At 63.0% G+C, this 22,821-nt stretch carries 23 protein-coding genes; 15 read left to right on the top strand and 8 right to left on the bottom strand.

Annotation, left to right across the window (positions count from 1 at the left end):
- The first annotated feature begins 13 nt into the window (after positions 1–13).
- Together KUV45_RS08905 and KUV45_RS08900 are read left to right on the top strand one after the other, a co-directional pair.
- A complete protein-coding gene (locus tag KUV45_RS08905) occupies positions 14–739 on the top strand; it encodes an ATP-binding cassette domain-containing protein (protein WP_222162765.1) in 726 nt (241 codons plus the stop codon).
- Positions 736–2,244, top strand: a complete 1,509-nt coding sequence (locus KUV45_RS08900; RefSeq protein ID WP_224851988.1) for an ABC transporter permease — start codon at positions 736–738, stop codon at positions 2,242–2,244. The genes KUV45_RS08905 and KUV45_RS08900 overlap by 4 nt, the downstream gene beginning before the upstream one ends.
- Before the next feature lie 109 nt (positions 2,245–2,353).
- Here the strand turns inward: KUV45_RS08900 and KUV45_RS08895 are convergent, their stop codons facing one another.
- Positions 2,354–2,713, bottom strand: coding sequence for a RidA family protein (locus tag KUV45_RS08895; protein ID WP_222162764.1), 360 nt, complete (start codon positions 2,711–2,713; stop codon positions 2,354–2,356).
- Between the two features lie 242 nt (positions 2,714–2,955).
- Between KUV45_RS08895 and KUV45_RS08890 the strand changes: the two genes are divergently transcribed.
- From KUV45_RS08890 to KUV45_RS08875, 4 genes are all read left to right on the top strand, one after another.
- Complete coding sequence (locus KUV45_RS08890; RefSeq protein WP_206941259.1) at positions 2,956–3,234, top strand: DUF2282 domain-containing protein; 279 nt, start codon at positions 2,956–2,958, stop codon at positions 3,232–3,234.
- A gap of 172 nt (positions 3,235–3,406) precedes the next feature.
- Entirely contained in the window at positions 3,407–4,417 is a 1,011-nt protein-coding gene (locus tag KUV45_RS08885) for a DUF692 domain-containing protein (protein ID WP_224851987.1), read from the top strand.
- Positions 4,414–5,316, top strand: coding sequence for a putative DNA-binding domain-containing protein (locus KUV45_RS08880; protein WP_222162763.1), 903 nt, complete (start codon positions 4,414–4,416; stop codon positions 5,314–5,316). Before KUV45_RS08885 ends, KUV45_RS08880 begins: the two co-directional genes overlap by 4 nt.
- A gap of 59 nt (positions 5,317–5,375) precedes the next feature.
- Positions 5,376–5,849, top strand: a complete 474-nt coding sequence (locus KUV45_RS08875) for a DoxX family protein (protein WP_222162762.1) — start codon at positions 5,376–5,378, stop codon at positions 5,847–5,849.
- Positions 5,850–6,074: 225 nt separating this feature from the next.
- Here the strand turns inward: KUV45_RS08875 and KUV45_RS08870 are convergent, their stop codons facing one another.
- Together KUV45_RS08870 and KUV45_RS08865 are read right to left on the bottom strand one after the other, a co-directional pair.
- Positions 6,075–6,929, bottom strand: a complete 855-nt coding sequence (locus KUV45_RS08870; protein WP_222162761.1) for a universal stress protein — start codon at positions 6,927–6,929, stop codon at positions 6,075–6,077.
- A gap of 169 nt (positions 6,930–7,098) precedes the next feature.
- On the bottom strand, positions 7,099–8,595 hold the full coding sequence (locus tag KUV45_RS08865) for a SulP family inorganic anion transporter (protein WP_206941266.1): 1,497 nt from the start codon (positions 8,593–8,595) through the stop codon (positions 7,099–7,101).
- A 275-nt stretch (positions 8,596–8,870) separates the two neighbouring features.
- Between KUV45_RS08865 and KUV45_RS08860 the strand changes: the two genes are divergently transcribed.
- From KUV45_RS08860 to KUV45_RS08825, 8 genes are read left to right on the top strand one after another with little or no spacing between them, the layout of a single operon-like run.
- Entirely contained in the window at positions 8,871–9,980 is a 1,110-nt protein-coding gene (locus tag KUV45_RS08860) for an aminoglycoside phosphotransferase family protein (protein WP_222162760.1), read from the top strand.
- A 45-nt stretch (positions 9,981–10,025) separates the two neighbouring features.
- Positions 10,026–11,318 carry an ABC transporter substrate-binding protein gene (locus KUV45_RS08855; RefSeq protein WP_224851986.1) on the top strand — a complete coding sequence of 431 codons (1,293 nt, stop codon included), beginning with the start codon at positions 10,026–10,028 and terminating at the stop codon, positions 11,316–11,318.
- A complete protein-coding gene (locus tag KUV45_RS08850; RefSeq protein WP_222162759.1) occupies positions 11,305–13,032 on the top strand; it encodes an ABC transporter permease in 1,728 nt (575 codons plus the stop codon). The genes KUV45_RS08855 and KUV45_RS08850 overlap by 14 nt, the downstream gene beginning before the upstream one ends.
- Before the next feature lie 24 nt (positions 13,033–13,056).
- Positions 13,057–13,776, top strand: a complete 720-nt coding sequence (locus KUV45_RS08845) for an ATP-binding cassette domain-containing protein (RefSeq protein ID WP_206941269.1) — start codon at positions 13,057–13,059, stop codon at positions 13,774–13,776.
- Positions 13,763–14,470: a TIGR04283 family arsenosugar biosynthesis glycosyltransferase gene (locus KUV45_RS08840; RefSeq protein ID WP_222162758.1), complete on the top strand. Its 708-nt coding sequence runs from the start codon at positions 13,763–13,765 to the stop codon at positions 14,468–14,470. The genes KUV45_RS08845 and KUV45_RS08840 overlap by 14 nt, the downstream gene beginning before the upstream one ends.
- Positions 14,460–15,128, top strand: a complete 669-nt coding sequence (locus KUV45_RS08835; RefSeq protein ID WP_222162757.1) for a TIGR04282 family arsenosugar biosynthesis glycosyltransferase — start codon at positions 14,460–14,462, stop codon at positions 15,126–15,128. Before KUV45_RS08840 ends, KUV45_RS08835 begins: the two co-directional genes overlap by 11 nt.
- Positions 15,125–15,706, top strand: a complete 582-nt coding sequence (locus KUV45_RS08830) for a sigma-70 family RNA polymerase sigma factor (RefSeq protein WP_206941272.1) — start codon at positions 15,125–15,127, stop codon at positions 15,704–15,706. Before KUV45_RS08835 ends, KUV45_RS08830 begins: the two co-directional genes overlap by 4 nt.
- Positions 15,703–15,972 carry a zf-HC2 domain-containing protein gene (locus KUV45_RS08825; RefSeq protein ID WP_222162756.1) on the top strand — a complete coding sequence of 90 codons (270 nt, stop codon included), beginning with the start codon at positions 15,703–15,705 and terminating at the stop codon, positions 15,970–15,972. The genes KUV45_RS08830 and KUV45_RS08825 overlap by 4 nt, the downstream gene beginning before the upstream one ends.
- A 242-nt stretch (positions 15,973–16,214) precedes the next feature.
- Here KUV45_RS08825 and KUV45_RS08820 read toward each other — a convergent pair whose 3' ends face one another.
- Positions 16,215–16,703 carry a DUF302 domain-containing protein gene (locus KUV45_RS08820; RefSeq protein WP_222162755.1) on the bottom strand — a complete coding sequence of 163 codons (489 nt, stop codon included), beginning with the start codon at positions 16,701–16,703 and terminating at the stop codon, positions 16,215–16,217.
- A gap of 266 nt (positions 16,704–16,969) precedes the next feature.
- Between KUV45_RS08820 and KUV45_RS08815 the strand changes: the two genes are divergently transcribed.
- Positions 16,970–17,641, top strand: coding sequence for a DUF3047 domain-containing protein (locus tag KUV45_RS08815; protein ID WP_222162754.1), 672 nt, complete (start codon positions 16,970–16,972; stop codon positions 17,639–17,641).
- An 11-nt stretch (positions 17,642–17,652) separates the two neighbouring features.
- On the opposite strand, the gene purU is transcribed toward KUV45_RS08815, so the two are convergent.
- From purU to KUV45_RS08795, 4 genes are read right to left on the bottom strand one after another with little or no spacing between them, the layout of a single operon-like run.
- Positions 17,653–18,564, bottom strand: a complete 912-nt coding sequence (gene purU, locus KUV45_RS08810) for a formyltetrahydrofolate deformylase (protein WP_222162753.1) — start codon at positions 18,562–18,564, stop codon at positions 17,653–17,655.
- Complete coding sequence (locus tag KUV45_RS08805; protein WP_224851985.1) at positions 18,561–19,238, bottom strand: sarcosine oxidase subunit gamma; 678 nt, start codon at positions 19,236–19,238, stop codon at positions 18,561–18,563. Before KUV45_RS08805 ends, purU begins: the two co-directional genes overlap by 4 nt.
- Positions 19,231–22,386: a sarcosine oxidase subunit alpha family protein gene (locus KUV45_RS08800; RefSeq protein ID WP_222162752.1), complete on the bottom strand. Its 3,156-nt coding sequence runs from the start codon at positions 22,384–22,386 to the stop codon at positions 19,231–19,233. Before KUV45_RS08800 ends, KUV45_RS08805 begins: the two co-directional genes overlap by 8 nt.
- On the bottom strand, positions 22,383–22,808 hold the full coding sequence (locus tag KUV45_RS08795; RefSeq protein ID WP_222162751.1) for a sarcosine oxidase subunit delta: 426 nt from the start codon (positions 22,806–22,808) through the stop codon (positions 22,383–22,385). The genes KUV45_RS08800 and KUV45_RS08795 overlap by 4 nt, the downstream gene beginning before the upstream one ends.
- Positions 22,809–22,821 lie beyond the last annotated feature (13 nt).

The following is a 22,821-nucleotide window of genomic DNA, read 5'->3' as shown; positions in this document are numbered from 1 at the left end:
AGACACTGCCGCGATGTCCGAGGCAGTGGACTTCACTGGCCTGAGCCTTGACGGCGAGGATCTCGGTCACGGACAGCAGATCGTGTTAAGGGATGTCCGGCTGCGATTGGAGCCAGGCCAACGAGTGGCGCTGCTCGGGGAGAGCGGCGCCGGCAAGTCCACCCTGCTGGCCACCTTGCGTCAGCGTCTGGGAGCGCACGCTGCCTGGTGTCCACAACACCATGGTCTGGTGCCCCAGCTCTCGGTCTACCACAACGTCTATATGGGACGACTGGAGCACCACTCGGCGCTGGCGAACCTGTGGAACCTGGTGCGGCCACTGGCCAGCTGCTGGAAGGACATCACCGCGCTGTGCCAAGCGCTAGGCCTCGACGGACTCGCCCGAAGACCGGTGGGCCGCCTTTCCGGCGGCCAGCGCCAGCGCGTGGCCATCGCCCGGGCCCTCTACCAGCAGCGGCCGGTGTTCATTGGTGACGAGCCCGTCGCCAGCGTCGACCCCCATCAAGCCATGTCCCTGCTCGACCGGATTGACGCCCAGCACACCACGACGGTCATGGCGCTGCACCAGCGGGAACTGGCCCTGAGCCACTTTGACCGAGTCTGGGGCTTGGCTGACGGACAACTCGTGCTGGACGCCCCCAGTCAGACCCTGAGCCTTGCAGACCTGGACGCCCTGTACCCTAGTGCGACGACCACACCTGGTGCGACCACCGCTGCCCATGAGTCCGTGACCCCATGATGGCCGGCGGTGACTCCCGTCCCGGTCTGCTCGCCGGCGACGGCATCGGCGCTCGGCTGACCCGGCATAGCCTGTGGCTGATCGCGCTGGCCCTGATCGCCATTCCGCTGGCGGACCTCGAGATTCTCAGCCGTAACCCCTGGGCGGAGCTGGGACGCATGGCGCTGGGCCTGGCGCTGCCGGATCTCGGTGCCATCGAAACGCCACTCCAGGCCATCGGCCTGACCGTCGCGGTGGCGTTCTGGGGAACCTTGAGCGGTGTCGTGCTCGGCTTGCCACTGGCATTGGTCTACTCGCGCTCGCGCTGGGTACGCGCTGCCTCGGCGGGTGTGCGCGCGGTGCACGAGTTGTTCTGGGCCCTGCTGTTCCTGCAGGTGTTTGGCCTGTCGGCGCTGACTGCCCTGGCGGCACTGGCGATCCCCTATGCTGGCATCTTCGCCAAGGTCTACGCGGAGATTCTGGAGCAGACCCCGCGGGCCGCCCAAGAGGCCCTGCCGGAGGGCACAAGCCGGCTGGCCAGGCTGGCCTATACCGAACTGCCGCTGGCATTCGCCCAGTTGGCCGCCTATACCCGCTACCGCTTCGAGTGCGCGCTGCGTGCCAGTGTCCTACTGGGCTTCGTCGGCTTGCCGACGCTTGGCTATCAGCTCGAGAGCGCCTTTCGCGAAGGCCGGTATCACGAGGCAGGGGCCCTGCTGTGGCTGTTCTACGCCTTGATCGCCACCTTGCCCTGGTGGGCCCATCGCCGCCTGCTGCTGCCGCTGGGTATCGCCAGTGTCACCCTGCTGGGACCATGGCCGGAGATCGATGGAGGGCTGCTGTGGCGCTTCGTCAGCCAGGATATCTGGCCTCGTGCCCTGCTGACGGGAGATATCAGCGGCCTTGTCGACTGGCTGATGAGCTTGCCTGCCCTGGTGACAGCGGTCGCCAATACCCTGCTGCTGGGCTTGCTCGGCACGGTGGGCGCTCTGCTGATCGCACTGGCGCTGTGGCCGCTGGCTTCACGTCACTTCGGCAACCCGCTGACACGGGGCGCAGGACGGGGCATTCTGATCCTGCTGCGCTCTACCCCAGAGCTGATGCTGGCCTTCATCTTTTTGCTGCTGCTGGGTCCGTCGTTGCTGCCCGCCTGGCTGGCACTGGCACTGCACAATGGCGCATTGATTGCCTTTCTGGTCAGCCGCCACGCCCATGCCATCGAGCCCGGCATGGCAGGGCTGCCGGCATCAGGACGGCTGGCCTACGAGCTACTGCCCCGGGTCTACCCAGGCATGCTGGCCCTGGTCTACTACCGGGCCGAAGTGATTCTGCGGGAGAGCGCGCTGCTGGGCATGCTCGGGGTGGCCACCCTGGGTGACATCATCGACGATGCCTTCCAGATGCTGATGTTCGACGTGGCCTTCGCCCTGCTGGTGGTGACGGCACTGCTCAATATCCTGGTCGACGCCCTGGCGAGGCGTCTGCGTCCCTGCGAGCCGCCCATCGACGATCCCTGCCTACGCTGACCTCATGCTGGAAACGACGACGCCGACCCAAGGGTCGGCGTCGTGGCTCACGATCTGCTGCACAACGGGCTGAACCAGTGTCGAGCTCAGCCGTTCACCGCAGGATGGCTCACCCCTTGATGGCAGCGGTCACGGTAATCTCGACCTTCAACTCGCCCGCCGGCATCGGCGCACAGACGCAGGTGCGAGCCGGAGCGTGACCTTCCGGTACCCAGGCGTCCCAGACCGCATTCATGGCCGCGAAATCCTCGCCTTCTTTCAGGTAGATGGTCGCGGTCAGCAGGTGCTCGCGATCACTGCCGACTTCGGCCAGCAGCTCGTCCACGCGCTCAAGCATGCTGGTGGTCTGGGCGGTGATATCGCCCTCACGCGCTTCGGGGCCGGCTACCTGGCCACACAGGTAGGCCACTCCCTGATGAATGACACCACGGCTCATGCGGGTCTTGGTGTCATGACGCTGAATGCTCATCGCGCTCTCCAAAAAAAGTGATATCGACTGTAAATTAGCAACAAGGAAGATGTTTCATCCGAGGTCTTCCCGGTAGTCTCGCCGGCTGCCTTGGGCCGGCGTTCAATATAGCCAACTTTCGCCTGCACGAGATAGCCCGATCGGGCGTTTTTGGCGGCACAACAGTGTCAGGTCTCTCTCATGAGGACGACTGAGTGATGACAGCCCGGCTGTCACCTTGTCTAAAACATGAGGGTTTACCAATGAAGCGTTCCATCATGATGGCAGCAGTGCTGTCGACCGCCATGGCACAAGCAGGAGTGATCGCTACCGCCCAGGCCGCCGACGGCGACATGGAAAAGTGCTACGGCATCTCACTGGCAGGCGAAAACGACTGCAAGGCAGGCCCAGGAACCACCTGTGCGGGCACCTCTACCGTCGACTACCAGGGCAATGCCTGGACGCTGGTTCCCGAGGGGACCTGTACCGGCATCGAGACCCCCCACGGCAATGGCAGCCTGAGCGAAGTCGAACGCCCCTGACGTCGAGTCAGACCTTCGACCACCGCGGGGCCAGTCGGACATGACCCCGCGGACTTCTTCCGCTTGAGGCCAGAAGCCACGTGGCTGAAGACCTCAGCTCGCCGTAAGGTGCCGACCGTCATCGACAGCTGGCGCCATGCAGGCGGCAAACGCCGCCAACGCGGAGTTCATCATGACGACACCCTCCACGCCCCCCGCCAAGACATCCTCGCTCACAGACTCGGTGTCGTCGGCCTGGACGCCGCCAGGGTCGTCCCGGGCGACGGCACTGGCCGCCAAGGCGAGCGCGCCAGCGGCGACCACCGGATTGCCGCTGCCACGGGCTGCCATGGGCATCGGCCTGAAGTTTCAGCATCTACAGGAACTTGCCGCGCTGGAGAGCGGGCCTGACTTTCTCGAGCTCCACGCAGAAAACTACATGAATGCGGGAGGCCCGGTACAGGAACAGCTGGCGGTGCTGTCGCGTCGCTATCCGCTATCGGTGCATGGTGTGGGGTTATCCCTGGGAAGCGCTGAAGGCATCGACCCGGAGCACCTCAAGCGCCTGACAACGCTGGTCGAGCAGCTCAAACCGGCACTGGTATCCGAGCACCTGGCCTGGAGCCGCCTGGATGGGCACAGTTACAACGATCTACTGCCCGTGCCTCTGAACCAGGAGTCTCTCAGGGTGATGCGCGACAACGTGGCACGCACCCAGGACAGCCTGGGGCGCCAGCTGCTGGTAGAGAATCCGAGTCTGTATGTCAGGCTGGATCAGACCATGAGCGAGACACAGTTTCTGCAGGCCCTGGTGGAGGCGACTGGCTGCGGGCTGTTGTTCGACGTCAACAATGCCTTTATCAGCGCCGCCAACCTGAATCGTGACCTGGACAGCTATCTGCAGGAAGTGCCCTGGCACGCGGTAGGTGAATGGCACCTGGCCGGCCATACCCAGGACAGCACCAGCGACCTCTATATCGACGACCACGGCAGCCCGGTGGCAGACCCGGTATGGCAACGTTATCGGCAGGTGGCCCGCCTGCGCCCGGAACTTCCCACCCTGGTGGAATGGGACAACAGAGTGCCACCGCTATCTCGTTGGCTGGAAGAAGTGGCCCTGGCACGACGCCATCATGCCAGCGCCCAGGATGCTCCACCCTCGCAACAGGCGAGGCCTTTACCCGCTAGCGGAGCCTTGCCATGAGCCGCCTACAGGACTGGCAGCGCCACTTCATCGACGCTGTGCGCCAACCCCACCGCCCTTCCTCGCCGATAGCCGATACCCCAGGCCTCGATGTCTATCGCAATAACATTCGCTCGAGTCTGATCGAGGCGCTCAAGGACACCTTTCCCCACGCACTGACCCTGCTGGGAGAGCGCTGCTTCGTCGGTGAGGCCTCACGCTTCGTCGCCCATCATCCTCCCAGGGACCCTCGTCTGGCCCACTACGGCGGTGACTTCGTCACTGCGCTCAGGCAGTCACCTGACGTGTCGCGCTATCGCTTCGTTGCCGATATCGCGGGTCTTGAGCATGCCCGACTCAGGGTCAGCCATGCCGCCGACAGTGTCCCACTGGAAGCCTGTGAACTGGGCGCCTGTCTCGACAGCGACAGCTGTCTGGTACAGGCCTTGCCCGCCAGTCGGTGCGTCTCTTGCGAGCACGATGTGGAAGGGCTATGGCAGGCCCTGGAAAGAGGAGAAGGCAGCGCTCCGCTAGGGTCACAGGGACCCAGACATTGGCTGCTGGTGCGCCACGGCCAACGCGTCCAGATGGCCCCCATCGATGACGTGACCGCAAACCTCCACCGGCGGCTTGATGGGACGACGTCACTGGCCCAGGCCCTCGGCGAAATGGAGCAGGAGCTGGCCGGGGGGCTACGTGCCAGCGACTCACTGGACGACCTGCTGGGGCGTGCCCTCGGCACACTGGTGGGTCAGGGGGCGCTATGCAAGCCCGCTGAGGCGTTTCACAAAACCGCTGAGGCTCTCCATCAACCCGCTGAGGCTTTTCATAAAACCGCTGAGGCTCTCCATCAACCCGCTGAGGCTCAACCACCCAAGGAAGCGTCACACAACGCCGGTGCAACACCGCCACTCGTCTGAGCCAGCCGACGTTCAGGTGTCGCTGACAGCGTCTTTCTCGACCGCCAATGAGGATCGCCATGAGCATTCATACCACCCTGCTGACCACCTACGGACAGGCCTCGCGATGGCTGGACCATCGTTCGCTTGATCTTGTTCTGGTCCTCATGCGACTGGTTGTCGGCACCGTCTTCTTTCAGTCCGCCCTGACCAAGGTGGACGGTGTTGGCCTTGCCGACAGCACGTTCTTCCTGTTCGAGCACGAATACGCGCTGCCACTGATCTCTCCCGTGCTGGCCGCCTATCTGGCGACACTGGCAGAGTTTTCCCTGTCGCTGCTGCTATGGGCGGGACTTGCTACGCGGCTTGCGGCCACGGGACTGCTGATCATGACGCTGGTCATCCAGACCTTCGTCTACCCAGAAGCCTGGGTCACTCACGGGCTATGGGCTGCCAGTCTGGCCACCCTGGTGCTACGCGGGGCGGGGCGACTCTCGCTGGATACGCTGCTGTGCCGACAGCTGTGCAAGCGGCCGGAGAGCGGGCAGCCGTAGCGTCAGCCACTGATGCCAAGAAGACGGGTCGGCAGGAGACAGGCTGGAAGGAGACAGAACGGAGGGAGACGGCAAGACGAACGACGGGAGCAGCCTTCAACAACAAGACTGCTCCCGGCTTCCTTCTGGGAACTTCTCTAGATACGTAGCGGCCTAGCGCGGCTCTCGTCCCAGAACGCAGCGCAGCTCTTGGTGCAGAACACAGCGCAGCTTTAAGTGCAGAAGTCAGCGCAGCAATAGCACCGGCAAGCTGGTACGTCTCAGTACGCTGGTCGTGGTGCTGCCCACCAGCAGGTGCCGAATACGCGAGTGGCCGTAGGCACCCATCACCACCATGTCGATAGCATGTTGCTGCTGGTAGTCGCACAGGGCCTCTTCGACGTCGCCCGCGTAGATGCCACCTTCGGCCTCATGACCGGCCTCTCGCAGGGTCGTCAAGGCCCACTCCAGCTGACTGCGATGGTCGCCGGTATCGGCTCCCACCATCACCACATGGCAGTCAATGCCATTGAACAGCGGGCTACGCGCCAGCAACTCAACCCCCTTGCGGGTGGTATTGCTGCCGTCGAACGCGATCATCACTCGCTTGGGCACGCTGAACGACTCAGGCACCATCAGGATCGGCCGGTGCAGTCCGCGAACTACCCGCTCCAGATTCGACCCAAGGTGTTCGCTGGCCTGTTGGGCGCTCTCGCCGCGCTTGCCGATCACCAGCAGACGAATCTCATTCTCAAGCTCGAGCACTGTCTCGACCAGGGTGCCATTACGCTGGCGACAGTGGGGCTCGGAGATGCCGGCCGCCATGACGCGATCCTTGGCCGCCTTCAGCATCAGCCGGCCATGCTCCTGGGCCACCTTGGCACGCCGCTCGTCCAGGCTCGCCAACTCTTCCAGCAGGTGTTCGCGGGCACCCAGTCCCAGATTTCCAGACAGGTCTGCCTCTGCTGTCTGAGGGTGATTGTCCACCACATGAAGGAAGGTCAGCGGCGCACCCAGGGCCTGACTGGCCCAGGCGGCTACGTCGCACACGCTTTCGGCAAACTGCGACCCATCGATGGCAGCCATCACCTGTTCTGTCATGATTCTCATCCTGCCTGGCGTTGATGGATAAAGGGCCCCGAAAGACGGCGAGGCGCCCCGATGTCCTTGCATGATGCCGCGTGGCAGCGCGACCCGTCTCGTCACTCTCTCATGCCACACGTCCTTGTGTCTCGGTGCCCCACCTATCGTGCAGCACCTGTCACCGTGATCAGTGTCCGCCCATCAGCTTTTCCACCGCTGCGGGATTATCGTGGATGGCATAGCGATCAACGATGGTCGCGCTGGCTTCATTGAGACCGATCAACTCCACCTCGGTGCCCTCACGACGGAACTTGATGACCACCATATCCAATGCCTGCACCGCCGTGATATCCCAGAAGTGAGCGCGAGATAGATCAATCACCACTTTCTCGACACTTTCCTTGAAGTCGAAGGCAGCGGAGAAGCGCTGGGAAGAGGCGAAGAAGACCTGTCCAATGACCCGGTACCGGCGCCCCTGACGCTCGTCACCTTCGAGTTCCTCACTGGCAACGTAGAGGAAGTTGCCCACCTTGTTGGCGAAGTTGAGCGCAGCGATCAACACTCCTACGAAGACCCCAATGGCCAGGTTGTGGGTCCACACCACCACGGCCACTGTCGCGATCATGACAACATTGGTCGACATGGGGTGTTTCTTGAGGTCGCGCAGAGAACTCCAGCTGAAGGTACCGATGGACACCATGATCATGACAGCGACCAGGGCGGCCATGGGGATACGCGACACCCAGTCGGACAGGAACACCACCATCAGCAGCAGGAAGATGCCTGCCAGAAAGGTCGACAGGCGACCGCGACCGCCTGACTTGATGTTGATGACCGACTGGCCGATCATCGCGCAGCCTGCCATGCCACCCAACAGGCCTGTGCCGATGTTTGCCATGCCCTGGCCCTTGCACTCACGATTCTTGTCGCTGGGGGTGTCGGTCAAATCATCGACGATGGTGGCGGTCATCATCGACTCGAGCAGGCCCACCACGGTCAGCATGATCGCGTAGGGGAAGATGATGCCCAGGGTCTCCAGGTTCAGCGGTACGTCTGGCCACAGGAACACCGGCAAGGTATCCGGCAACTCGCCCATGTCGCCGACCGTGCGGATATCCATGCCGCTGAGCAGATACACGGCGGTCAGTACCAAAATGCACACCAGCGGAGACGGCAGCAGCTTGCCGATGCGCGGAACGTAAGGAAACAGGTAAATGATGCCGAGCCCCGCTGCCGTCATCGCGTAGACATGCCAGGTGACGTTGGTCAGCTCGGGCAGTTGCGCCATGAAGATGAGAATGGCCAGGGCGTTGACGAAGCCGGTGACCACAGAGCGCGACACAAAGCGCATCAAGTCAGCCAGTCGCAGGTAGCCCGCCACGATCTGCAGTACCCCGGTCAGCAGAGTGGCCGCCAGCAGATATTGCAGGCCATGCTCTTTCACCAGGGTCACCATCAGCAGCGCCATCGCGCCGGTCGCCGCGGAAATCATGCCCGGCCGACCGCCGGCAAAGGCAATGATGACGGCCATGGAGAAGGAGGCATACAGGCCGATCTTGGGATCGACGCCAGCGATGATGGAAAAGGCGATGGCTTCGGGAATCAGCGCCAGCGCGACGACGATGCCGGACAGCACGTCGCCCCGAATATTGGAGAACCAGTCTTGTGTGATCGATCGCATCATGAGGCGGTCCAGGGGATGAGTGTGAAATGAGGCCGCGGTCAGCCGGCGCCAGCCGCTTCTCCACGAGGAAGCAGCGCTCTAGGCATGGTGCCTGGCGCTCGCTGATCGTGTCTGACGGGAAGTGGCGCAGTCTACCAGAAGCACACCCGCAAGGCGACGCCAGGCACGCTGCAAGGCCTGACCTGCACGGCATCGCCCATTGGCCAGCGGCGAAAAAAACCTGTAAGGATCGAGCAGGTGGTTCGACTTATGACAAAACGTCCAAGGAACGCGACATGGAAAAGTGCGCCCCGCCCAAGCCTAGCGAGCGTGATGGCCCTCCCCTGGCTGCGCTCAAGCAGAGCTTGTCGAGGCACGGTTGGCCCTTGCCCCAGCCCCCTGCATGCACGGACTCACTGCTGCAACCGCTAGCCGATACCGGTCTGGCACATTGGCACGTTCGATTGCCCCACAGCAGCGAAGACGGCGCCTGGCTGGCACGACTGCCCAAGCAGAGTCAGCTGGGTCTGGATGCCGCCAGCAACCTCAACTACCAGGTGGCCTGCTTCACCCGGGCGCAAGCCAGTGGCCATACCCCAAGACTCAACGACTGGCTACCCTGCGACGAGCTGTTGCCCAGGGGTGGCCTGGTAGTGGAAGCCATTGACGGCCGTTCGGCCAGGTTACCCAGCGACCTGCCCGCCATGACCACCGCCCTGGCCAGCTTGCACAGCCTGCCGCTGCCTGCCCTTGAGCAACGATCACCGTTGATATCACCTGCCGACCCCTGGCGGGATATGCTCGATGATGTGCGGGCCCAAGCTCGGCACCTGCCCGACGCCAACCTGAGCCGCCACAGCCTGCCGCTGATCGAAAAGGCCCTGTCACAGCTGCCCTCGCAACTCCCCGTCGCCAATGCCGCCGTGAGCCTCATCAGCTTCGACGCCCACCCCGGCAATTTCCTGATCACGCCAGAGGGCCGGGCAGTGCTGGTGGATCTGGAAAAGTGCCGCTACTCACTGCCGGGATTCGACCTCGCGCACATGAGTCTGTATACCTCTACCACCTGGGACCTGCACAGTCGCGCGGTGCTGTTCATCGAAGATCTGGTGGCGCTCTACCAGCGCTGGCGGGCGCGCATGACCGAAAGCGGGCGCGACACGCATTGGCGCAACCTGATGGCCTGTCGCCATGCCATGTGGCTGTGGTCACTGACCTGGTGTGCCAAGTGGCGCGCGCAGCAGCATCAGCAGATAGATCGTCGCCATCGCGGTGAAGACTGGTCCGCTCAGCTCAGCCAAGCCGCGCTGGTCGATCACGTGGCCGACCGCGTGGATCACTACCTGTCCGCCCCCATCATCCAACGAGTCACCGACGAGCTGGCGGAGCTGGCCGATGCGGGCTGACTCGACTCCAGCGTTTTCGCCCGCTCATTGCACAAGGATGCGATCATGACCCGCTTTGCGTCACGCACACCCCTATCCGCCGTTGTCCGTCGACTCGCCGTCACCATGCTGGCGCTGGCTCCGGTCCAGGCCACTCTGGCCCAAGAGACTCAAGCACCAGGCACTCTTGCCCAGAGCTCACCGCCACCACACCCGCTGCTCCAGCAAGACTGGAGCGACGTCGAGCAGCAGGCTGAGGGTCAGACCGTCTACTTCAACGCCTGGGGAGGCGATCCCAACGTCAATGGCTATCTCGATTGGGTGGCAGGTCAACTCGATCAGCGATACGACGTGGAGCTGGTGCACGTCAAGCTGGAGGACACTGCCGCCGCCGTATCCCGCGTGTTGGCGGAAAAGTCCGCAGGCAACGTCGACCAGGGAGCCATTGACCTCATCTGGATCAATGGCGAGAACTTTTCTGCCATGAAGGAAAATGGGCTACTGCTGGGCCCCTTTGCCCAGCGCCTGCCCAACTTTGCGCTGACCTCCCCCGACGCGAATCCCGAAATGACCACGGATTTCACCGTGCCGACTGACGGCTACGAGTCGCCTTGGGGAAAAGCACAACTGACGTTCTACTACGACAGTGACCGTGTCGACTCCCCCCCGCAGTCTCTTGATGCACTAATGCAATGGAGTCATCAACATCCAGGCCGCTTCACCTATCCGCTGGTCCCGGATTTCCATGGCTCCACGTTCCTCAAGCAGGCGCTTCTCGCATTGGTCGACGATCCCGCCGTGCTCTCCCGCCAAGCCAGCGAGGTTGATGCCGAGGCGGTCATGACGCCACTGTGGGACTATCTCGATGCCTTGCACCCGCAGCTGTGGCGTCAGGGACGTGACTTCCCCGCCTCCGGGCCTGCCATGCGCAGCCTGATGGGTGATGGCGAGCTGTCACTGGCGTTCACCTTCAACCCGGCGGAACCCGCGGCGGCGGTCAGCTCCTACCAGCTGCCCCCTTCGATCCGCAGCTACGTGCTGGAAGGGGGCACCATTGGCAACGTTCATTTCGTGACGATTCCGTTCAACGCCAGCCATGTGGCCGGCGCCATGGTCACCGCCAACTTCCTGCTGTCCCCGGAAGCTCAGGCGCGCAAGCAACAGCTGGATGTGTGGGGCGACCCCACGGTCCTCGACCTCAAGCGCCTGGACAGCGACCAGCGGGATGCCCTGACGCCCATGGATGACCAGCCTGCGCGCCTGCCCGTTGCCGAGCTGCAAAACACCTTGCCTGAACCCCATCCGAGCTGGATGGAAGCCGTCGAGGCCGGCTGGCTGGAGCGATATGGCACGCGTTGACCAGCGTATCCTGGCCGCCGACTCCTGGTTTGTGAGATTGACACGCTGGGCGCCTCTACTCACCGTGTTACTGCTTGTCGTGCCGGTCATGGTGGGCGTTGCTGGCGTCACGGCGCCAGCCTTTGGCTGGCTGCCTGCGCTGGGCGGGGAAAGCCTCAGCCTGGCGCCTTGGGTCGCGCTGTGGCACACCCCAGGCCTGGGCGAGATGATCACGATGAGCCTTTCCACGGGCTTGATCAGCACGGCGGTGGCGCTGATCATCGTCACCCTGTTTCTCGGGGCCTTCGCCGACAGCGCGGCCTTTGTCTGGCTCAAGCGCCTGCTATCGCCACTGCTGGCCGTGCCTCACGCGGCAGCGGCCATTGGCCTGGCCTTTCTGCTCGCCCCGTCGGGACTGGCCATGCGGCTCGTTTCGCCCGGTTTGAGCGGTCAACAGGTGCCGCCGGACTACCTGTTCCCCGGTGATCCTCACGGCATTGCCCTGATCGCTGGGCTGGTGGTCAAGGAAGTCCCCTTCCTGCTGCTGATGAGCCTGGCGGCGTTGCCTCAATGCCAGGCCCATCATCGCCGCCATCTGGCCCTGTCGCTGGGCTACTCTCCCGTCACCGCCTTTCTCAAGGGCGTCTTGCCGAGCCTGTATCCATTGATTCGGTTGCCGGTCTATGCGGTGATCGCCTTTGCTTCGTCCAACGTCGATGTCGCCATGATTCTGGGCCCTTCGACTCCGCCACCCCTGGCCGTCAGCGTTGTCCGCTGGCTAGGGGACCCGGACCTTTCCATGCGTTTCATGGCATCCGCGGCAGCGCTCACCCAGCTGGCGGTCACGCTGATGGCGCTCGGCATATGGTGGTGCATCGAGCACGCTATTCGCCTGCTGGCCACACCCTGCTTGACCGATGGTCAGCGCCACCTTGGCCAGCGTTTGGGAGTGGTGCTTGGCGGTGGACTGACCTGGCTCAGTGCGGGCCTGCTGTGTGCCAGCTTGCTGGGGCTGGTGCTGTGGTCTCTGGCCGCCTACTGGCCGTTTCCTGCCAGCTGGCCAACCCCGCTGACCCTGGCCAACTGGCGCGCTGCACTGCCGGGACTCCTGCCCGCTGCAGGTACTACGCTGGCCCTGGCAGTGGCTGCAACCCTACTGTCGACGATACTGGTCGTTGGCTGCCTCGAAAGCGAATCCCTGCATCAGCGCAGCATGGGCAAGGGCGCCACCCTGGTGCTCTACCTGCCACTGCTGGTACCGCCCGTGGCCTTTCTCTACGGCCTCGTTCAGCTCCAGGCTCAGCTGTTTCTGATGCCAGGATTTGTCCTGGTCGTGGTCGGCCACAGCCTGTTCGTATTGCCATATGTGTTTCTGTCCCTGGCCGAGAGCTACCGCCGCCTGGATCCCCGCTGGAGCCAGGTCGCTGCCAGCCTTGGCAAGAGCCACGCCAGCATCTTCCTGAGGGTACGCTTGCCCCTGCTGCTCGCGCCGATGGCGACCGCCATGGCGGTGGGTCTGGCCGTCAGCATCGGCCAGTACCTGCCGACCTTGCTGTTGGGCGCGGGCAGACTGACCACGCTGACCACGGAGGCGGTTTCTCTGGCGTCCGGCGGCGACCGCCGGCTGACCGCTATCTATGCCCTGGCTCAATTGGCACTACCCGCCATTGGCTTTGCCTTGGCCATTGGCCTGCCTCGTCTGTTGCATCGACGGCGGCGAGCCCTGTTGACCTGACTCCACACAACCCGCGAGACCGCTATGCCCGAACTACGAGACACCGCTGGTACGTCGCGCCGCCCGTTGATCTTTGACGGCGTCAGCATCAGCCTGCAGGAGACACCGCTCGTCTCTCTGTCGGCGCGCATCGACGCCGGAGAGGTCGTCAGCGTGATGGGGCCTTCTGGTGTGGGAAAGTCCACCCTGCTGGCGTTTGCCGCGGGCTTCCTCGCTCCGGCCTTTCACGCCAGCGGGGACGTTCGCCTGGGCGATCAGTCGATCACGTCACTGCCGACGTCCGCTCGTCGACTTGGCTTGCTGTTTCAGGATGCCCTGCTCTTTCCCCACCTTAGCGTTGCTGGCAATCTCGCCTTTGGCATGCCTCCGTCTCGACATCGCCGCCAGCGCCGAGAGGTCATCGATCAAGCCCTGTCGGACATCGGCCTGGAAGGTTTCGGCGAGCGCGACCCCGCCACCCTCTCGGGGGGCCAGCGTGCTCGCGTCGCCCTGATGCGTACGCTGCTGTCGCGCCCCCAGGCCATGCTACTGGACGAGCCATTCTCGAAGCTGGATGCCACCCTGCGCCAGGAGATGCGCGAACTGGTCTTTGGCCGCATACGGGAATACGGACTGCCTGCACTGCTGGTCACCCACGACCGGGCCGACGCCGAGGCCGCCGCAGGACCGATCATTGAGCTGTCGAGTGCCAGCACGGGACAGACCACCAGCACATGGCGGAGCGCACAGCATGCCCGACGCTGAGGCACTTGCCACGACGCCGCAACTCACCGTCATCATCCCCACCCTGAATGAGGCCAACATCATCACCGCTAGCCTTGACCGACTGGATGGCTGGCGCCGCGCAGGGGCCGAGATCATCGTCGTCGATGGTGGCAGCAGCGATGGCACCTGTGCGCTGGCGACATCACAGGCAGACCGGGTGATCTCCGCCGCTGCGGGGCGAGCCCGGCAGATGAATGCAGGCGCCGCCTCGGCTCGCTCGTCGGTACTTCTGTTTCTCCACGCGGACACTCAATTGCCGCCCGACGCCATGCCAGCGGTGTTGAAGGCCGTTGAAGCCCGTGCCTGGGGACGCTTTGACGTTCGCATACGCGGCCACTCGCCGATGCTGCCGATAGTGGCCGCCTGCATGAACCTGCGCTCACGACTGACGGGCATCGCCACCGGAGATCAGGCCCTGTTCATGCAACGCGCCACCTTTGTCGACCTGGGCGGCTTCCCGGACCAGCCCCTCATGGAAGACATCGAAATGTCCAGGCGACTCAAGCGTTCCTCCCGTCCCGCTTGCCTCAGGCTAAAAGCCACCACCGATGGACGTCGCTGGGAAAAAAGAGGCATCGCTGCGACGATCTGGCTGATGTGGCGGCTGCGCTTTCGCTACTGGCGTGGCGCCAGTGCTGTAGATCTCGCCAAGGAGTATCACCATGTGCGATGACAGCGCGCACTGTCAGGGGCCGGGCACCACCGATGGCGACCTGCCTGTCATCTCGATTCTTGCCAAGGCCCCACTGGCAGGACTGGCCAAGACACGCATGATCCCTGCACTAGGCCCAGAGGGGGCGGCGCGCCTCCAGCATCGATTGATCGAGCACACGTTGAAAGTGGCACTGGAGGCGACTTCTGCAAGTCGGATTACCCTATGGACAGCACTGGATCATCAACATCCCTGCTTTTTGCAGGCGCAGGATCGCTACGGTATTCGCCTTGCCCGCCAGCCCGACGGCGACCTAGGAGCGAGGATGTATGCGGCACTGGCCGCGACTGACGCCCCAAGCCTATTAATCGGCACAGATTGCCCGTTAATGGATAAGAAATTACTGAAAACTTGTCAGAAACGACTCAAACAGGTAGACAGCGTCTTTCTTCCCGCGGAGGACGGCGGCTATGCTCTGGTTGGAGTTCGCCGACATGACCCACGGCTCTTTGAGGGAGTCGACTGGGGCACGTCCGGGGTCATGTCCCAGACGCGTGCACGTCTGGCGGAGCTTTCTTGGACATTTGAGTGTCCAAGCACGGTCTGGGATCTGGATACCCCCCAGGACCTGGCTCGACTAGCCGACATGGAAGCCCTCTCGCTGGAGATTATGCCGTGACCGAAGACACACTCACTGACCGACACAAGAAGCTTGCCGCGGTTCGCCCTCGCTTGCTGTCCTTTGCACGCATGCACCTGCGCGACCATGCCGCCGCCGAGGATGCGGTGCAGGAAGCGATGATCGCTGCCATCGAGAAAAACGACAGCTTTTCAGGACGCTCCGGCTACGAGACCTGGGTCTTCGGCATCCTCAAGTACAAACTGCTGGATCAGATGCGCCAGCAGAAACGTCACGGTCGCTGGGAACCCTTTGACGAAGAAACGACGGATGATGCCATTGATCGCATGTTCCAGCAGGACGGGCATTGGACTCACGAGGCCAAGCCCCAGGCCTGGGACACGCCAGAGCAGGCATTCGAGAACGAGCATTTCTGGAAAGTATTTGACGCCTGTATGCTGGGCCTTCCTGACAACGTGGCACGGGTATTCACTCTGCGCGAATTAATGGGCCTTTCTACCGAAGATATCTGTAAGGAAGTGGGCATCAAAGAAAACAACGCATGGGTGATCCTGCACCGGGCTCGCCTCAAGCTTCGCGCTTGTATTGAAAAAGGTTGGAAGGAGGATGCGGCATGATGATGTGCAAGGCCGCTACCAAGCTGATGTCGAAGCAGCTGGATGCGCCCCTGACGACGCGAGAGAAGTTCTCGCTTCGTTTTCACCTGATGCTCTGTTCGGTCTGCCGTCGATGTGACAAGCAATTCGAGATGTTAAGAAAGGCGGGACGAGCCTATGGGGGGGCCTCCGCTGACAAGGCTGAACACCACTGCATGGCTAGCGAAGAGGACATGAAGAAGGTTCAGGAAGCGATTGCCCAGGCGGAAGAACGCCGCCAGGGATAATCGCCAGCCTATCCCCCGGCGGATCGCGTAGCGCTCGAGCTTCGACGGCTACAGAGAAAGCTTCAATGAACTACAGCAGAAGCTTCGACGACTACGGTATCAGCCCCGTTTGTCACACTCTTGTGAACCCCGCCTACAGGCTATCTCTCCTACCTGCTACCGAGACAGCCTGACGGCGGTATTCCGCATCACGCGTACCGCCAGCAATCAACCGCACGGATCTGCGCGCCGGCGACTGCTGGCTAGTCACCCGCCGCTTCCTGTGCCAGCCCCGACAAGGCTTCTGCGATCTGGTCGATGGGCAGTTCACAGTCACCTAGCCCATGCCGCTTTGCCAGGTAATGCGGGTCATTCCACTCGAGCACCAGGTGATCGTCCTGCTGGCGAACCACCATTTTCTGGGGCAGATCCAGTGCCGTGCTGCCGTGACACTGCATCAGGCGTGTCCCTACCTCGGGCTTGCCGAAGATGTAGGTGCGCGTCGGCGGCAGTTCAAGGCCTACACCCTCCGCATTAGCCTGGTGGTCTACCATCGCCATCAAGCCCATGCCACGCTTCTCCAGACCCTGCCTGAAGCGCGCATCGACATCTTCTACGCTGTCCTGTGACGTCAGGCTGGCCACACCCGACTCATCGATCTGGGACTCTGCCGCTACACTTCCTGATCCGGCCAATACCAGACCCATGATCAGGCCCCCGACCCACTTCCTGCTGTAGTGACGCTGCCTCATACGATGGTTTCCTTGTTCAACGAGTGACACTGTGAGCTTGCCCATTGCCAGCGTGGACGACGCAAGCTTGATCAACGTAAGCATGGACGAGGTAAGCATGGACAAAATAAGTGCCGCCCGACAAGTCGACATATGCCAATGACGCTGCGTGGTCGTGTAAGGATCGCGGAGTGCCAACCGACTCTGCAAAGCCTACCAACACTGCAGAGAAAGTAGGCTTTTGGCTAGCCATGTTTGCCCTACCGTCGCTATGGAGCCCGCCATCTATGCCTATATCCCACCGCCGTGCCTCTATCACGCTGCTATTGACCGCCTGTGGCGCCCTCTCGTTCGCTTCGACGCTCCAGTCAGCAAGCTTTTCGCCCCAGGTCTTGCTCTCCTGGCCAACCCGATCCTTCGAAGGCGAGACGTCGTATCGCGTAACAGCGCTAGAGGGCACCCAGGCACTTGAAGCACGTGCCAAGGGACAGGCGTCGGCCAAGTACCTGGAGCGTGAGATCGACCTGAAGGAGACACCTTATCTGCGCTGGTGCTGGCGCGTCTCGGGGGTCTATGCCAACGTCAATGAGCGCAGCAAGGCAGGCGACGACTACCCTGCCCGCGTCTATGTCGCCAGAAAGACCGGACTGCTTCCCTGGCAGGTAGAGTCGGTCAACTACGTGTGGTCATCGAACCAGCCCCGTGGTAACAGTTGGCCCAATGCCTTTACCGATAGAGCCATCCTGCTGGCCTTGCAGGGCGGTGACGAGAAGGTGGGTCAATGGGTGGCAGAAGTCCGCGACGTGGCCGCCGACTATCGCAGGCTGTTCGGCACTCAGCCCGACAGTATCGATGGGCTTGCCCTGATGAGCGATGGCGACAACGCAGGCGGTGATGCCACCGCCTGGTTTACCGGCCTTGAAATGAGCGCCTCGGCCTCACCGCCCAGCTGTCCGTAGAACAGCATTTATCATCGCTGAAACACCACCGTGCGGTTGCCGTTGAGAAACACCCGCCTCTGCAGATGCAGGGCAACCGCTCGTGCGAGCGTCAGACATTCGATGTCACGCCCTCGGGCGACCAGGTCATCCGCTGTATCGGCGTGGGTGACCGGCTCGACGCCCTGGCTGATGATCGGCCCCTCATCCAGGTCGTCATTAATGTAGTGCGCCGTGGCACCGACCAGCTTGACCCCTTTCTCGAAGGCCTGGTGATATGGCCTGGCCCCCTTGAACCCTGGCAACAGCGAGTGATGAATATTGATTGCTCGGCCGGCCAGACGCTCACTCATGTCGCTGGACAGTACCTGCATGTAACGCGCCAGGATCACCAGCTCAGCACCGCTATCCTCGATAATCTGCCACACCTTCGCTTCCTGCTCGGACTTGGTGTCCGCGCTGATCGGGCAATGGTGGTAAGGCAGCCCGTGCCATTCGGCCAAGGGCGCGAGGTCCGGGTGATTGGACACGATGGCCTTGATCTCGACCGGCAGCTGTCCGGTACGATAGCGATAGAGCAAGTCATTGAGACAATGATCTGCCTTCGACACCATGATGACCACCGGCGTCCGTCGATCAGGGGCCGTCAGCTCGAAGGTCATGGCAAACTCGGCGGCACGCTCGGAAAAACGTTGCTCAAAATCCGTGGCCGAAAAGCCCCCGTCAGCCGAGCCGGTGCTGGATGGCCCGCCCCCACCCGGGGGGCGAAACTCGGTGCGAATGAAGAACCGGCTGGAGCTGGCATCATCAAAGGACTGCTGCTCAGTGATATAGCACCCTTGCTCGCGCAGGAAGCGGGTCACCACGTCCACGGTGCCAAGGCGGCTTGGGCACTGGGCGGTCAGAATCCAGTTGGCAAGGCCCGTCGGGCGGTCAGTGCTCATGAACGCTCCCCATCAACGGCATCATCGACGTCACGCTCGACGCCGATGGCAAACTCCTCACCAGCATCCAGCAGCCACCGATAAACGTAGTCGACGAAGCTCGCCCGAACCACCAGCTCCCAGCCTTTGTCGTCAGGCCGCCTGAGGATCACGCTGGACTTGGCGAACACCGTCGTCACCCCCTTGCCAGGGGGAAAGTGACGCGGGTGAACGTCGTAGACGACCGATTTCATCAGTAGCTCGCGCATGGCGTCGTCATCCCCGCTCAAGGCGATCACCGTCTGTCCTGCACTGACATCGGTGAAGGCGACGCTGGCATCCCCCAGCACCGCGCGCAGACCGAGCTCGACCCGATGGGCATCACCCGGGGGCAGTATCGCCAGCCATTCATCCGGCGACAGCCATTGCAAAGACGCCGCGTCACCCTGCACCAGTTCGTGGGGACGCGCCGGCAGCGCCAGCCCCAGCACGCTGCGCACGGCTTCATCCAGCAAGATGGCCCCACCCCGCAGAATGAGGTGGTCGTGCCGGCGTTCTCGCATCACGACGCGAGACGCCGTCGATGGTGCCGGGACACCGACATGCTGATAGGACCAGGCCAACGGAGACGTCATGACCGATCTGCTGTGGGGATAGGCATCAAAGACATGCACAGTAGGCATCACTTCAGACATTCTGGCGCTCTCCCTTCGGATCGAGGAACACGGTAGAGACGATGCGCGCCTCGTGAGTCTTGCCATCCACACAGGGAAGATAGACGGTCTCGCCCAGGCGCTGATGACCTCCCTTGACCACCGCCAGGGCGAAGCCGGTCTCGAGGGTCGGGCTGTAGTAGCTTGAGGTGACGTGGCCCACCATGGGCATCGGCACCGGATGCTGGGGGTCGAGCACAATCTGCGCGCCCTCTTCCAGCACCACCTCGGGGTCGACGGGGCGCAGCCCTACCAGTTGCTTGCGATCTTGCCGCGCGGTATCAGTGCGGCTCAGGGCGCGCTGTCCGACCCAGGAGAACGGCTTGTCATAGCCTATCGCCCACTGCATGCCGAGATCTTCCGGCGTCACCGAGCCATCGGTATCCTGGCCGGCGATGATGAAGCCTTTCTCCGCCCGCAGCACGTGCATGGTCTCGGTACCGTAGGGGGTGAGGTCATACTTTTCGCCATGGGCAAACAGCGTCTTCCACACATGCAGGGCGGCGTGGGCCTGCACGTTGATCTCGAAGGCCAGTTCACCGGTGAAGGAGATTCGGAAGATGCGCGCTGGCACCCCGGCCACCCGGCCCTCTCGCCACTCCATGAACTTGAACGCCTCGCGATCCAGGTCGATATCCTCGACCACTTCGCTCATCAGCTCACGCGCCTTCGGTCCCGTCACGGTCATGGTCGCCCAGTGATCCGTAACCGAGCTGAAGGTCACGTCGAGATCCTGCCACTCGGTCTGGTGCCACAGCTCCAACCATTCGAGAACGCCAGCGGCACCGCCGGTTGTGGTGGTCATCAGGAAATGGTTGTCGGCCAGACAGCTGGTCGTACCGTCATCCATGACCATGCCGTCGTCCTTGCACATCAGCCCGTAACGCACCTTGCCCACGCCCAGCTTGGCCCACTTGTTGGTGTAGATGCGGCCGAGGAACTCGCGGGCATCGGGGCCCTGGATGTCGATCTTGCCCAGGGTCGAGGCATCGAGGATCCCGACGCCCTCGCGGACCGCCAGGCATTCACGCTTCACCGCCTCATGCATCGTTTCAGGCTGGCCATTGTGGCGCCGTGGAAAGTACCAGGGGCGCTTCCACTGTCCGACATCCTCGAACTCGGCCCCTCGCTCCACGTGCCAGGAGTGCAGCGCACTGTAGCGCTCAGGATCAAACAATGCTCCACAGTGGCGCCCCACCACCGCGCCGAAAGTGACCGGCGTATAGTTGGGCCTGAATACCGTGGTACCGACCTCGGGAATCGAACGACCCAGGCAGCGAGCGGCGATGGCCATGCCATTGATGTTGCCCAGTTTGCCCTGATCGGTGCCGAAGCCCATAGCGGTATAGCGCTTGACGTGCTCGATGGATTCAAAGCCTTCACGGGTGGCCAGCTCGATGCCGGCAGCGGTGACATCGTTCTGCAGATCCACAAACTGCTTGGGGGCACGCAAGGTCGGTTTATCGTGGGGCACCTGGAACAGCGCCACCGCCTCGCCCTGGCGCACTTCCGTCACTCTGGGAAGCCGGCCTTGCGAGCCAGCGTGGCTGTCATTGCCGTCAGTGCCGTCGCTGTCAGAACTGTGGTTGTCAGAACTGTGGCTGTCAGTACCGTTGCTGTCAGTATCATTAAGCGTCGTACCCTGACCGCCGACATCCAGGTTCGCCTCTGCCGCCGCCTGGCGACCCGCCTCCTGCCCCTCGGCCAGGGTGGCCGCCAGGGTAAAGGTGCCACCGGCACTGCCCGCCACCAGCATGCCCTGGGGCAAGCTGGGCACGAAGGCGATCAGGTCGTCGCGCCAGCTCGGCCGTGCCCCGGTATGCGACGCCAGGTGAATCACCGGGCTGAATCCGCCGGACGTCGCCAGCGTGTCGCAGGCCAGGGTCTCAGCGCTTCCGGCGAGGCCGAAGCCGTCGATATCGATGGCCGCCACCCGCACCGAGGCAACGCGCTGCTCGCCGCGTGCCTCGATCACTGCCGAGCCTGGCAGGATGCGGACACCTCGTGCTCTGGCCTGCTCGACCAGCTCTCCGTCAGGAGCAGAGCGGGCGTCCGCCACCGCGACCACCTCGCGGCCAGCGTCGAGCCAGTCAAGCACCGCACGATAGCCGTCATCGTTACTGGTGGACACCACCAGGCGCTGTCCCGGCACTACGCCATAGCGACGAATATAGGTCGACACCGCCGAGCACAGCATATTGCCTGGCACGTCATTACCGGCATACACCAGCGGTCGTTCGTGGGCTCCTGTGGCCAGCACCACCCGAGCGGCACGCACGCGATGCAGGCGTGAGCGCGCCTGGCGCCGCCCCTCGATTCGAGGAGCACAGTGCCCAAGATGTTCAGTGCGCCGCTCATGCAGCGTGACGAAATGATGGTCGTGGTAGCCATTGGCCGTGGTGCGGGGCAACAGGGTCACATCAGCACAGGCGGCGAGCTCTGCTACGGCCTCCTCGACCCAGGCGCTGGCCGGGCCATCATTGAGTCGCTCACGGCAATCCAGCAGCGAACCACCGAAGGATTCCTGCTCGTCACACAGGATGACCCGAGCCCCCGAGCGGGCAGCCTCCAGGGCGGCGGCAAGACCAGCAGGGCCCGCCCCAATCACCAGCACCTCGCAATGACGGTTGATGTGGTCATAGATATCCGGATCGGCTTCCATGGGGCTACGCCCCAGGCCCGCACTCTTGCGGATATAGCGTTCATAGGTCATCCACAGCGAGGCCGGTGCCATGAACGTCTTGTAATAGAAGCCAGGGGGCATCAGCTTGCCACCGACCTTGCCCAGCATGCCCATCAGGTCCCGCTGGACGCTTGGCCAGCCATTGGTGGAGCGAGCGTAGAGGCCATCGAACAGGGCCTGCTGGGTAGCCCGCACATTGGGCACCTGCTCGGCCTCATGCTGGCCAAGCTGGACCACGGCATTGGGCTCCTCGGCTCCGGCCGCAACGATGCCGCGGGGCCGCGCGTACTTGAAGCTACGATTGACAACATCGACCCCGTTAGCCAGTAGCGCCGACGCCAGCGTATCGCCCTGATAGCCGGTGTATGACTTGCCGTTGAAGGTAAAACGCAGGGGCACGCTGCGATCGATCAGCCCCCCTGTCTCGAGGCGGTTGAGCTGGCTCATGCGCGCACCTCCCGGGTATAGGAAGAATCGTGGGACGCGTCGTGGGATGAAGCGTGAGACGAGAGCTGGGACGTGGCACGGCCCGCGCCGCCTTGGCCGTCATCACCGGCGTCAGCTGGTGCCGTCTTGCCGTCAGGATTGGCCTGGGTGAATCGCGGCGCCTCTCCGATGCGGTAGGTCTCGAGAATCTCGTAGGTCTGGGTGTGACGCGTCATGTTGAAGAACTTGCGACAGCCGACCGCATGAACCCACAGCTCGTGATGAATGCCCCGCGGATTGTCACGAAAGAACAGATAGTCCCCCCAGGCTTCATCCGAGCACTGGGCAGGATCCTCGGGCCGCTGAATATGGGCCTGTCCCTTGGGGTGAAACTCTTCTTCCTCGCGCCACTCATTGCAGTGGGGGCAATGGATGTAAAACATGCAAACCTCCTGG

The organism is Halomonas sp. DP3Y7-2 (assembly GCF_019800795.1).
Lineage (GTDB): Bacteria > Pseudomonadota > Gammaproteobacteria > Pseudomonadales > Halomonadaceae > Halomonas > Halomonas litopenaei_A.
Note: the sequence above shows the minus strand (reverse complement) of the source record. Positions and strands in the feature narration are given on the sequence as shown.

Bases quoted from the DNA above. Each gene is read 5' to 3' on its own strand.
- KUV45_RS08860 (WP_222162760.1), top strand. From the start codon at position 8,871: ATGGAAAAGTGCGCCCCGCCCAAGCCTAGCGAGCGTGATGGCCCTCCC.
- KUV45_RS08825 (WP_222162756.1), top strand. From the start codon at position 15,703: ATGATGATGTGCAAGGCCGCTACCAAGCTGATGTCGAAGCAGCTGGAT.
- KUV45_RS08805 (WP_224851985.1), bottom strand. From the start codon at position 19,238: ATGTCTGAAGTGATGCCTACTGTGCATGTCTTTGATGCCTATCCCCAC.
- KUV45_RS08855 (WP_224851986.1), top strand. From the start codon at position 10,026: ATGACCCGCTTTGCGTCACGCACACCCCTATCCGCCGTTGTCCGTCGA.
- KUV45_RS08850 (WP_222162759.1), top strand. From the start codon at position 11,305: ATGGCACGCGTTGACCAGCGTATCCTGGCCGCCGACTCCTGGTTTGTG.
- KUV45_RS08865 (WP_206941266.1), bottom strand. From the start codon at position 8,595: ATGATGCGATCGATCACACAAGACTGGTTCTCCAATATTCGGGGCGAC.
- KUV45_RS08880 (WP_222162763.1), top strand. From the start codon at position 4,414: ATGAGCCGCCTACAGGACTGGCAGCGCCACTTCATCGACGCTGTGCGC.
- KUV45_RS08870 (WP_222162761.1), bottom strand. From the start codon at position 6,929: ATGACAGAACAGGTGATGGCTGCCATCGATGGGTCGCAGTTTGCCGAA.
- KUV45_RS08840 (WP_222162758.1), top strand. From the start codon at position 13,763: ATGCCCGACGCTGAGGCACTTGCCACGACGCCGCAACTCACCGTCATC.
- KUV45_RS08875 (WP_222162762.1), top strand. From the start codon at position 5,376: ATGAGCATTCATACCACCCTGCTGACCACCTACGGACAGGCCTCGCGA.
- KUV45_RS08815 (WP_222162754.1), top strand. From the start codon at position 16,970: ATGCCTATATCCCACCGCCGTGCCTCTATCACGCTGCTATTGACCGCC.
- KUV45_RS08905 (WP_222162765.1), top strand. From the start codon at position 14: ATGTCCGAGGCAGTGGACTTCACTGGCCTGAGCCTTGACGGCGAGGAT.
- KUV45_RS08900 (WP_224851988.1), top strand. From the start codon at position 736: ATGATGGCCGGCGGTGACTCCCGTCCCGGTCTGCTCGCCGGCGACGGC.
- KUV45_RS08795 (WP_222162751.1), bottom strand. From the start codon at position 22,808: ATGTTTTACATCCATTGCCCCCACTGCAATGAGTGGCGCGAGGAAGAA.
- KUV45_RS08820 (WP_222162755.1), bottom strand. From the start codon at position 16,703: ATGAGGCAGCGTCACTACAGCAGGAAGTGGGTCGGGGGCCTGATCATG.
- purU (WP_222162753.1), bottom strand. From the start codon at position 18,564: ATGAGCACTGACCGCCCGACGGGCCTTGCCAACTGGATTCTGACCGCC.
- KUV45_RS08835 (WP_222162757.1), top strand. From the start codon at position 14,460: ATGTGCGATGACAGCGCGCACTGTCAGGGGCCGGGCACCACCGATGGC.
- KUV45_RS08800 (WP_222162752.1), bottom strand. From the start codon at position 22,386: ATGAGCCAGCTCAACCGCCTCGAGACAGGGGGGCTGATCGATCGCAGC.
- KUV45_RS08845 (WP_206941269.1), top strand. From the start codon at position 13,057: ATGCCCGAACTACGAGACACCGCTGGTACGTCGCGCCGCCCGTTGATC.
- KUV45_RS08890 (WP_206941259.1), top strand. From the start codon at position 2,956: ATGAAGCGTTCCATCATGATGGCAGCAGTGCTGTCGACCGCCATGGCA.
- KUV45_RS08895 (WP_222162764.1), bottom strand. From the start codon at position 2,713: ATGAGCATTCAGCGTCATGACACCAAGACCCGCATGAGCCGTGGTGTC.
- KUV45_RS08885 (WP_224851987.1), top strand. From the start codon at position 3,407: ATGACGACACCCTCCACGCCCCCCGCCAAGACATCCTCGCTCACAGAC.